The following is a 10,488-nucleotide window of genomic DNA, read 5'->3' on the forward strand; positions in this document are numbered from 1 at the left end:
ATGAATCGTTGCGGCACTCACCACCGACTCAACCACGCGCCATAAAAAAGGCCACCCGAAGGTGGCCTCAATTGAAGCTGGAAAGAGAGTGTGTTTACACCGCCGCAACCGGGCGCATGTAAGAGATCGGTGCGAGTTTGGCGTCCTCGAAGGTCACCATTTCCCAGGCATCGGTCTGTTCGATCAACGTGCGCAGCAAACGATTGTTGAGCGCGTGACCAGACTTGAAGCCCTTGAACTCGCCGATCAGGCTGTTACCCAGCAGGTACAGGTCACCGATGGCATCGAGAATCTTGTGTTTGACGAATTCGTCCTCGTAACGCAGGCCGTCTTCATTGAGCACACGATGTTCGTCGACCACGATGGCGTTCTCCACACTGCCACCGAGCGCCAGGTTCTGCGAACGCAGAAACTCGATGTCACGCATGAAACCGAAGGTGCGGGCCCGGCTGACTTCCTTGACGAAAGACGTGCTGGAGAAATCCACACTGGCGCTCTGCGTGCGATTGCGGAACACGGGGTGATCGAAGTCGATCTCGAAGCTCACCTTGAACCCGTCGAAAGGTACGAAGGTGGCGCGCTTGTCGCCCTCCTCCACAGTTACCTCACGCAGGATGCGGATGAACTTCTTCGGCGCCTCCTGCTCCTGCAGGCCAGCGGATTGAATCAGGAACACAAAGGGACCAGCACTGCCATCCATGATCGGTACTTCGGACGCGGAGAGCTCGACGTAGGCGTTATCGATGCCCAGGCCTGCCATGGCCGAAAGCAGGTGCTCTACCGTATCCACCTTGACATCACCATTGATCAACGTGGTCGACATGGTGGTTTCACCGACATTCCCGGCCAGCGCGCGGATTTCCACCACGGGGTCGAGGTCGGTACGACGAAACACGATACCGGTATCCACCGGAGCCGGCTTCAGGGTCAGGTAAACCTTCTCCCCCGAATGCAGGCCAACGCCGGTGGCACGGATGATGTTTTTCAGGGTGCGTTGTCTGATCATGGCTTGGCCGCTATATCGCTAGTTGCGAATTGTTTTCAACAATGGTCGGGAATAATAGCAGAACCGACCTTTGCTGAACACCAATCACCCATATGCTCCTGATAAATTCCATCAATCAGCCTGGCGACGCAGGAAAGCCGGGATATCCAGGTAATCGAGATCATCCTGGGTATTGAGCTTGGCTGCAGTGGCGGCGCCACCGTGGCTCTGGCGCTGCACGGTCGGACGCTCGTAGTCCTTGTAGTTGACCGACTGCTCGCTGCGCGGCTGCGCGGCAGGCTGCTGGGCAACCGGCTGGCTGACGGCGACCTGAACGGTGTTGTCGACCACCTTGACCGGCTTCTCCATGCGCGCGCCGAGGCCGGTAGCGACCACGGTGACGTGCAGTTCGTCGCGCATGTCGGCGTCGATCACGGTCCCGACCTTGACGGTGGCGTGCTCGGAAGCGAACTGTTCGATGATGTTACCCACATCGGAGTACTCACCCAGCGACAGGTCCGGACCGGCAGTGATGTTTACCAGAATGCCGCGCGCACCCTGCAGGTTGACGTCTTCGAGCAGCGGGTTGCGGATGGCCGCTTCGGTTGCTTCACGCGCACGGTTCGGACCGCTGGCGCAGCCAGTGCCCATCATGGCCATGCCCATTTCGCTCATCACGGTTTTCACGTCGGCGAAGTCGACGTTGATCATGCCCGGACGCTTGATGATGTCGGAAATACCGCGCACGGCACCAGCCAGCACATCGTCAGCCTTGGCGAAGGCGGACAGCAGGCTGGCATCCTTGCCGAGGATGGTCAGCAGCTTTTCGTTGGGGATGGTGATCAGCGAGTCGACGCTCTCGGACAGCGCGCGAATGCCCTCATCGGCGATGACCATGCGCTTCTTGCCTTCGAACGGGAACGGGCGGGTGACCACAGCCACGGTGAGGATGCCCAGCTCCTTGGCCACCTCGGCGATGACCGGCGCAGCACCGGTACCAGTACCGCCACCCATGCCGGTGGTGATGAACACCATGTCGGTGCCTTGCAGCACTTCAGCGATGCGCTCGCGATCTTCCAGCGCGGCCTGACGACCGACTTCCGGATTGGCGCCAGCGCCCAGACCTTTGGTCACGCCCGGGCCGAGCTGCAGCACGGTACGTGCGCCGATGTTCTTCAGCGCCTGCGCATCGGTGTTGGCGCAGATGAACTCGACGCCCTCGATGTTGCTGACCGCCATGTGATTGACTGCGTTACCGCCGCCACCACCGACACCGATTACTTTGATAACCGCGCTTTGCGGAATGTTATCTACTAGTTCGAACATGATCCCTCTCCTTCCTTTCTAGTTGTAACGCCTACTGCAAATTTAGAAATTGCCTTGCACCCAACGCTTGATGCGTTCGAGTACCGGGGTTTTGTTTTCGTCCTGGTAAGGACTGCCCACCGACATGGAAATGCCGTCGTTCTGCTTCTGCAGCCCATACAACAGCAAGCCCACACCGGTGGAATAAATCGGGTTGCGCACCACATCGCCCATGCCCTTGACGCTATGTGGCACGCCCAAGCGCACCGGCATGTGGAAGATCTCCTCGGCGAGTTCTACTGCGCCTTCCATCTTCGCCGTGCCGCCGGTCATGACGATGCCGGCGGGAATCAGATCTTCGTAGCCGCTGCGGCGCAGCTCGGCCTGAACCAAGGTGAACAGCTCGTCGTAACGCGGCTCGACCACTTCGGCCAGGGACTGACGCGAGAGGTCGCGCGGCGGACGATCACCGACGCTCGGCACCTTGATGGTTTCGCCAGCACCGGCCAGCTTGGCCAGGGCGCAGGCATAGCGAATCTTGATTTCTTCGGCGTACTGGGTCGGCGTACGCAGGGCCATGGCGATGTCGTTGGTAACCTGGTCACCAGCAATCGGAATCACCGCGGTGTGACGAATCGCGCCTTCGGTGAAGATGGCGATATCGGTGGTGCCACCGCCGATATCCACCAGGCACACGCCCAGCTCCTTCTCGTCTTCGGTCAGTACCGAATACGCGGATGCCAGCTGCTCGAGGATGATGTCGTCGACTTCCAGACCGCAGCGACGCACGCACTTCTCGATGTTCTGCGCGGCGTTCACGGCGCAGGTAACCACGTGCACCTTGGCTTCCAGGCGTACGCCGGACATGCCCAACGGCTCGCGCACGCCTTCCTGGTTGTCGATCACGTAATCCTGCGCCAGGGTGTGCAGCACGCGCTGGTCCGCCGGAATGGCCACGGCCTGCGCGGCGTCGAGCACGCGCTCGATATCGGCCGGGCTCACTTCGCGATCACGGATGGCAACGATGCCGTGGCTGTTCAGGCTACGGATGTGATTGCCGGCCACACCGACGAACGCCGAGTGGATACGGCAGCCCGCCATCAGTTGCGCCTCTTCCACGGCGCGCTGAATCGAGGCCACGGTGGACTCGATATTGACCACCACACCCTTCTTCAGCCCGCGCGACGGATGAGTGCCGATACCGACGATTTCCAGCTGGCCGTCGGCCGTCACCTCACCCACCAGCGCCACCACCTTGGAGGTGCCGATGTCCAGGCCAACGATCATCTTGCCGCTCTGCGCGCTATTCATTAGTCCTGCCTCTCCTCAATTCACTTTCTGCTCGGCCGCAGCCGGCTCCACCGGCTCACGCCAGGCCACGGCCAGGCCGTTGGCATAACGCAGGTCGATGCGCGCGATGTTCGCGCTCTGTTCTTTCAGTTCCCGCTCATAGATGGCGGCGAAGCGACGCATTTTTTCCACCACGTGATCACGTCCCAGCAGGATGTCGATACGCTGCCCGCTGGCGTTCTCGGTGGCCGAGAGGAACCAGCTGCCGCGCTCGCGCAACTGCAGTCCGACCACGGTGAAGCCCATCGGCCGCAGCAATTGGCTGAGCATCTGATACTGCTGCATCACCTTCGGCTGCGCCCGCTTCGGGCCGGACAGCTGCGGTAGATGCTGATAGTTGTCCAGCTCCTGCGGCGCGAACGCCTGGCCCTGGTTGTTGAGCAGCGCTTCGTCACCCCAGCGGGCGATAGGCAGCTGCTCTTCGAGGCGCACGTCGATCTGATCTGGCCAGACGCGACGCACTTCGGCATGAGCGATCCAGGGCATGCGTTCGAGTTCTTCGCGCATGCCGCGCAGATCAGCGCTGAAGAAGTTCGCCTCGATGAACGGCGCGATCCGTCGCTGTACCGCCTGCTGGCTGACGTAAGCCAGATCGCCCTGCACGCTGATGCGCGCGATCGGGCGATCGGCGTAGGGCAGCAGACGCTGTGCACCTTCGTAGGCAGCAAAGCCCAGACCGACCAGCGCCAGCGGCCAGAGCAGGCGGCCCACCCAGGAGAAGTCCGGCTTGGGCAGACTCAGGCGCATCGGCTCCTTGGTCACCAGACGGCTGGCGCCACGCGGCGCGGGCTTGCCGCGTTGCGGAGCCCTCAGCGAGTCTTGATGGCGCAGAGCGATGCTCATCGCTTAACCCCTCGCCTCGACGCTGTCAGCCAGGATTGCCAGCACCAGTTGCTGGAAATCCAGGCCAGCAGCACGCGCGGCCATTGGCACCAGGCTGTGATCGGTCATGCCCGGTACGGTGTTCACTTCCAGCAGCCAGAACTGGCCGTTGGCATCCTGCATCACGTCAGCGCGTGCCCAGCCCTGAGTGCCCACGGCCTCGCAAGCGCGTGCGGTCAGCGCTTTCAGCTCTGCTTCCTTCTCAGGAGACAGGCCGCAGGGAATGCGGTACTGGGTGTCATCGGCCAGGTACTTGGCGTCGTAGTCGTAGAAAGTGTGCGGGGTGCCGAGCCCAATGGGCGGCAGCACTTCACCACGCAGCACGGCGATGGTGTACTCGGGGCCAGCGATCCACTGTTCGACCAGCACCTGGCTGTCGTAGCGCGCGGCATCCTGCCAGGCAGCGATCAGCGCCTCGACGCTTTCGACCTTGGCCATGCCGATGCTCGAGCCTTCATGGGCTGGTTTGACGATCAGCGGGAAGCCCAGCTCGGCGGCAGCAGCTTCGCAATCAGCCTGCGAGGTCAGCACGGCATGGCGCGGCGTCGGCAGGCCGAGGCTGTGCCAGACCTGCTTGGTACGTAGCTTGTCCATGGCCAGCGCCGAGGCGAGGATGCCGCTGCCGGTGTAGGGAATGCCGGCGCACTCGAGCAGGCCCTGCATGGAGCCGTCCTCGCCACCACGGCCGTGCAGCACGATGAAGGCGCGGTCGATCTTCTCGTTGTTCAGGCGCAGCAGGAAATCATCTCCCACATCGATGCCAAAGGCGTCCACACCGCCCGCCTGCAGGGCGCTGAGCACGGCATTGCCGGATTTCAGCGACACCTCACGCTCGGCGCTCTTGCCGCCGAACAGCACGGCGACGCGACCGAAAGCCTTGGGATCGAGGGTATTGTGCAAACTCATTTCGACTCCCCCACGAACAGTGGGTGCTTGATCAGTTGCGGCGCTACTGCACCAATATCACCTGCGCCCTGGCACAGCAGGATGTCGCCAGCGCGTAGCAGCGGTTTGAGCAGCGGCGCCAGGTCGGCGCCACGCTCGACATAGATCGGGTCAAGCTGGCCGCGCTGACGGATGCTGTGGCACAGCTGACGGCTGTCGGCACCGGGAATCGGCTCCTCGCCAGCCGGATAGACCTCGACCAGCAGCAGCACATTGGCCTCGCCGAGCACCTGCACGAAATCGTCGTAGAGGTCGCGGGTGCGGCTGTAACGGTGCGGCTGATAGACCATCACCAGGCGACGCTCCCGCCAACCACCGCGCACAGCCTTGATCACCGCAGCCACTTCACGCGGGTGATGGCCGTAGTCGTCGACCAGCATCACGCTGCCGCCATCCACCGGCAGTTCGCCGTAGACCTGGAAGCGTCGACCGACGCCCTGGAAGCCCGCCAGGCCGCTGACGATGGCTGCATCATCGATGCCTTCGTCGGTAGCAATGGCGATGGTTGCCAGCGCATTGAGAACGTTGTGGTTACCCGGCATGTTGACCGACACGTCGAGCGGCTCGCAGTCAGGGCGCAGCACGGTGAAGTAGGTGCGCATACCTTCCTGGCGCACGTTGATCGCACGTACGTCGGCGTCTTCGGCGAAGCCGTAAGTCATGGTCGGGCGGCCGACCTGCGGCAGCAGCTCGCGCACCACCGGATCGTCCACGCAGAGTACGGCCAGGCCATAGAACGGCAGGTTGTGCAGGAACTCGATGAAGGTCTTCTTCAGCTTGTTGAAGTCACCGCCATAGGTGCTCATATGGTCGGCATCGATGTTGGTGACCACCGAAACCATCGGCTGCAGATGCAGGAAGCTGGCGTCGCTCTCGTCGGCCTCGGCAATCAGGAAGCGGCTGGAGCCGAGCTGGGCATTGGTACCGGCAGCATTCAGGCGACCGCCGATGACGAAGGTCGGATCCAGGCCGCCAGCGGCGAACACGGATGCCAGCAGGCTGGTAGTAGTGGTCTTGCCGTGGGTGCCGGCGACGGCGATGCCGTGACGGTAGCGCATCAGCTCGGCGAGCATCTCGGCACGCGGCACCACCGGAATACGCCGTTCCAGCGCAGTGGCGACCTCCGGGTTGCTGGTGTTGACGGCGCTGGATACCACCAGCACATCGGCTTGCTCGGCGTTTTCCGCGCGGTGACCGATGAAAATGGTCGCCCCGAAGTTTTCCAGGCGCTCGGTCACGGCCGACGCCTTGAGATCGGAGCCGGACACTTCGTAACCCAGGTTCAGCAGCACCTCGGCGATACCGCACATGCCCACGCCGCCGATACCGACGAAGTGGATGCGGCGGATACGACGCATACGGCGTACTTCAGCCTTGACCGCAGCAGGAGACTTAGCCACGCATCACCTCCTGGCAGATGTCGACCACCGTGCGGGTGGCATCGGGCTTGGCCAGGCGACGCGCGGTGGCGCCCATGACATTGAGTTTTTCCAGGTGCATCAGAACCTCGGTGAGCTGCGCGGCAAGCGTATCCGCGTCAGTGGCATGTTGCGCAAGAAGGACAGCGGCGCCCTCCTTCGCCAGATATTCGGCATTGCGGCTCTGGTGGTCGTCGATCGCGTGCGGCAACGGCACGAGGAACGATGGCAGACCTGCTGCCGCCAGTTCGCTGACGGTAAGCGCGCCAGCGCGGCACACCACCAGATCGGCCCAGCCATAGGCACGTGCCATGTCCTTGATGAAGGGCGCGACCTCGGCTTCGACCGCGGCATCGCGATAACGCTCCGCAGTGATTTCGGCATGTTGTTTACCGGCCTGGTGAAACACCTGCGGACGTACGTCGGCGGGGATTTTCTCCAGTGCAGCCGGCAGCAATTTGTTCAGCGGCTCGGCGCCCAGGCTACCGCCCAGCACCAGCAGTTTCGGCTTGCGGCCTACCAGCGGCTCGCGCGGGGTTTCCAGGAACAGCTCTTCACGCACCGGATTACCGGTGGTGCGCCGCTTGTCGGATGCACCGAAGGTATTCGGGAAGGCTTCGCAGATGCGCACGGCGATACGCGACAGCAGGCGGTTGGCGGTACCGGCCACGGCGTTCTGCTCGTGGATCACCAGCGGTACGCCGGCCAGACGCGCAGCCAGGCCGCCAGGGCCAGTGACGTAACCGCCCATGCCCAGTACGCACACCGGCTGCAACTCACGTACGATGCGGCGCGCCTGCAGCAGCGAACGCAACAGCTGGAACGGCGCCTTGAGCAGCGCCAGCTTGCTCTTGCCACGCAGACCGCTGACGTTGATCAGGTGCAGGGGCAGACCGGCTTGCGGTACCAGCTCGTTCTCGATGCCGCGCGGCGTACCCAGCCAATGCACGCTGTAACCACGCGCCTGGAACTCACGAGCACAGGCCAGAGCCGGGAACACGTGGCCGCCGGTGCCGCCAGCCATGATCAGGACATTACCGCGCATGGGCGACCTCCTTGTTCGGCTCGGCGAAATCCTCTTCGCTGAACTCGATATCCTCGTTGCCCAGTACGTTGCGCCGCTCCCACTCGATACGTAGCAGGACTGCCAGGCTGACGCAGCAGATCACCAGCGACGAGCCGCCGTAGCTGAGGAACGGCAGGGTCAGACCCTTGGTTGGCAGCAGGCCGGTGTTCACGCCGATGTTGATCAGGAACTGGCCGATCCACAGGAAGGACAGGCCGTAGGCCACGTAGGCGGAGAAGAACTGCTTGGCCTTCTCGGCCCACAGGCCGATGTACAGGCCGCGCACGCAGACGAAGACGAACAGTGCCAGGGTCGCCAGTGCACCGACGAAGCCCAGCTCCTCGGCCAGGACCGAGAAGACGAAGTCGGTGTGCGCTTCGGGCAGATAGAACTGCTTCTGGATGCTGTTACCCAAGCCCACGCCGAACCACTCGCCACGACCGAAGGCGATCAGCGCCTGAGTCAGCTGGTAGCCCGAGCCATACTGGTCGGCCCAGGGATCGGTGAAGGTGATCAGACGCTGCAGGCGATATTCCTGAGTCTGCACCAGGACGAACACGGCGCCGACTGCCAGGGCCACCATCAGGCCGAAGCGCAGCATGCCGACACCGCCGAGAAACAGCATGGCCATGGCCGAGCCCATCATCACCACGGTGGCGCCGAAGTCCGGCTCCAGCAGCAGCAGACCAGCCATCGGCAGCAGTACCACGAACGGCTTGAAGAAGCCCATCCAGCTCTCACGCACCTCTTCCTGACGGCGCACCAGGTAGCCGGCCAGGTAGACGACGACGAAGACCTTGGCGATTTCCGAAGGCTGCACGTTGAACGCACCAAAGCCGATCCAGCGCCGCGCACCGTTGACCTCGCGACCAATGCCGGGGATCAGCACCAACACCAGCAAACCGAACGCCGCCAGCAGCAGCATCCAGCCATAGCGCTGCCAGAAGCTCATAGGAATCATCAGCACGATGCCGGCGGCACCAAGACCAATGACCAGATAAATCAGGTGGCGAATCATGTGATACAGCGGGTTGCCGGACAGCGCCGCTGCGACTTCCGACGACGCCGAGGTGATCATCACCAGGCCCAGGCCGAGCAGGCCGAGGCAGCCCGCGAGCATTGGAAAATCGACATCTAAACCGCGACCGAACAGCGGCGAGGGACGCACGCGCAGGAAGCCGAGCATCAGCGAAGCCCTCCCACGGCCTGGGCGAACAGACGCCCGCGTTCTTCGAAATTCTTGAACATGTCGAGGCTGGCGCACGCTGGCGACAACAGCACGGCGTCGCCGGCCTCTGCCAATTCGCTGCAACGCTGCACGGCCTCGTCGAGCGTCTCGACCCGCACCAGCGGCGCCGCATCGCCCAACGCATCGGCAAGGCGCCCGGCATCACGACCGAGCAGCACCACCGCACGGCAGAAGCGCGCGACCGGATTTTTCAGCGCCGAGAAGTCGGCGCCTTTACCGTCACCGCCAGCGATCAGTACCAGCTTACCGGCGATATCCGCACCCAGGCCTTCGATGGCTGCCAGCGCTGCACCGACGTTGGTGGCCTTGGAGTCGTCGTAGTAACTCACGCCGCCGCGCTCACCGACCCACTGGCAGCGGTGCGGCAAACCAGCGAACTGGCGCAGAGTGGCGAGCATCGCCTCCATCGGCAGGCCGACGGCATGACCGAGCGCCAGCGCCGCCAGGGAGTTGGACTGATTGTGCGCGCCACGGATCTTCAGCTCGCTCACCAGCAGCAATGCATCGAAGCGAAACGCCAGGGACTTCTCTCCGTTCTCTTCGAGCAGGCCGAAGCGCTTGAAGTCCGGTTTACCCAGGCCGAATTCCCAGCAGGTCACTTGGTCGGCGATCAGCGGACGCGACAGTGCGTCGTCACGGTTGATCACCACCTGACGGGCGCCGCGGAAGATTCGATGCTTGGCCAGGTGATAGGCAGGCAGACCGCTGTAGCGGTCCATGTGGTCTTCGCTGATGTTCAGGCAAGTCGCCACTTCAGCGTTGAGCTGATCGGTGGTTTCCAGCTGGAAGCTGGACAGCTCCAGCACATACAGTTCGACGTCGTTCGCCAGCAGGTCCAGCGCCGGCGTACCGAGATTGCCGCCCACCGCCACGCGCTTGCCAGCCGCAGCCGCCATCTCGCCGACCAGGGTGGTGACGGTGCTCTTGGCGTTGGAACCGGTGATAGCGATGATCGGTGCCTTAGCGTAACGCGCGAACAGGTCGATATCGCCGGAAAGCTTCACGCCGCGCGCCGCTGCAGCCGCCAGCGCCGGGGTCGATACGGCCAGGCCCGGACTCACGTACAGCTCCGAGGCGCGGCAGAGGAAGTCCACATCCAGCTCGCCGCAACGTACTTCCACCTGCGGGTAATCACGCTTGAGCGTCTCCAGCTCCGGCGGGTTCGCGCGCGTATCGGCCACGGCAAAGCGCACGCCCTGCTGCGCAAGGAAGCGCACCAGGGACATGCCGCTCTTGCCGAGGCCGACAACGATGCGGAACTGGTCGGAAGCGATCAATGACACGCTCA

9 protein-coding genes are annotated in these 10,488 nt (G+C 63.1%); all 9 read right to left on the reverse strand.

Going from position 1 to position 10,488, the window contains the following annotated elements; translation table 11 throughout:
* Positions 1-94: 94 nt before the first annotated feature.
* Complete coding sequence (gene lpxC, locus CDO35_RS02610) at positions 95-1,006, reverse strand: UDP-3-O-acyl-N-acetylglucosamine deacetylase (protein WP_092380093.1); 912 nt, start codon at positions 1,004-1,006, stop codon at positions 95-97.
* Between the two features lie 111 nt (positions 1,007-1,117).
* Positions 1,118-2,311 carry a cell division protein FtsZ gene (ftsZ, locus tag CDO35_RS02615; protein WP_021488111.1) on the reverse strand — a complete coding sequence of 398 codons (1,194 nt, stop codon included), beginning with the start codon at positions 2,309-2,311 and terminating at the stop codon, positions 1,118-1,120.
* A gap of 42 nt (positions 2,312-2,353) precedes the next feature.
* Positions 2,354-3,601, reverse strand: coding sequence for a cell division protein FtsA (gene ftsA / locus CDO35_RS02620; protein WP_017678973.1), 1,248 nt, complete (start codon positions 3,599-3,601; stop codon positions 2,354-2,356).
* 15 nt (positions 3,602-3,616) lie between these two features.
* The gene (locus CDO35_RS02625) at positions 3,617-4,483 is read right to left on the reverse strand and encodes a cell division protein FtsQ/DivIB (protein ID WP_099522443.1); all 867 of its coding nucleotides are present in this window, start codon (positions 4,481-4,483) and stop codon (positions 3,617-3,619) included.
* A 3-nt stretch (positions 4,484-4,486) separates the two neighbouring features.
* Positions 4,487-5,428 carry a D-alanine--D-alanine ligase gene (locus CDO35_RS02630; RefSeq protein WP_099522444.1) on the reverse strand — a complete coding sequence of 314 codons (942 nt, stop codon included), beginning with the start codon at positions 5,426-5,428 and terminating at the stop codon, positions 4,487-4,489.
* The gene (gene murC / locus CDO35_RS02635) at positions 5,425-6,825 is read right to left on the reverse strand and encodes a UDP-N-acetylmuramate--L-alanine ligase (RefSeq protein ID WP_243699048.1); all 1,401 of its coding nucleotides are present in this window, start codon (positions 6,823-6,825) and stop codon (positions 5,425-5,427) included. Before murC ends, CDO35_RS02630 begins: the two co-directional genes overlap by 4 nt.
* Positions 6,826-6,859: 34 nt before the next feature.
* Positions 6,860-7,930: an undecaprenyldiphospho-muramoylpentapeptide beta-N-acetylglucosaminyltransferase gene (gene murG, locus CDO35_RS02640; RefSeq protein ID WP_099522446.1), complete on the reverse strand. Its 1,071-nt coding sequence runs from the start codon at positions 7,928-7,930 to the stop codon at positions 6,860-6,862.
* A complete protein-coding gene (gene ftsW, locus CDO35_RS02645; RefSeq protein WP_099522447.1) occupies positions 7,920-9,137 on the reverse strand; it encodes a putative lipid II flippase FtsW in 1,218 nt (405 codons plus the stop codon). Before ftsW ends, murG begins: the two co-directional genes overlap by 11 nt.
* Positions 9,137-10,483 (reverse strand): UDP-N-acetylmuramoyl-L-alanine--D-glutamate ligase, encoded by a 1,347-nt coding sequence (gene murD / locus CDO35_RS02650; RefSeq protein ID WP_099522960.1) that lies wholly within the window; start codon positions 10,481-10,483, stop codon positions 9,137-9,139. The genes ftsW and murD overlap by 1 nt, the downstream gene beginning before the upstream one ends.
* Positions 10,484-10,488: the final 5 nt, after the last annotated feature.

It is taken from the genome of Pseudomonas sediminis, from assembly GCF_002741105.1.
Lineage (GTDB): Bacteria > Pseudomonadota > Gammaproteobacteria > Pseudomonadales > Pseudomonadaceae > Aquipseudomonas > Aquipseudomonas sediminis.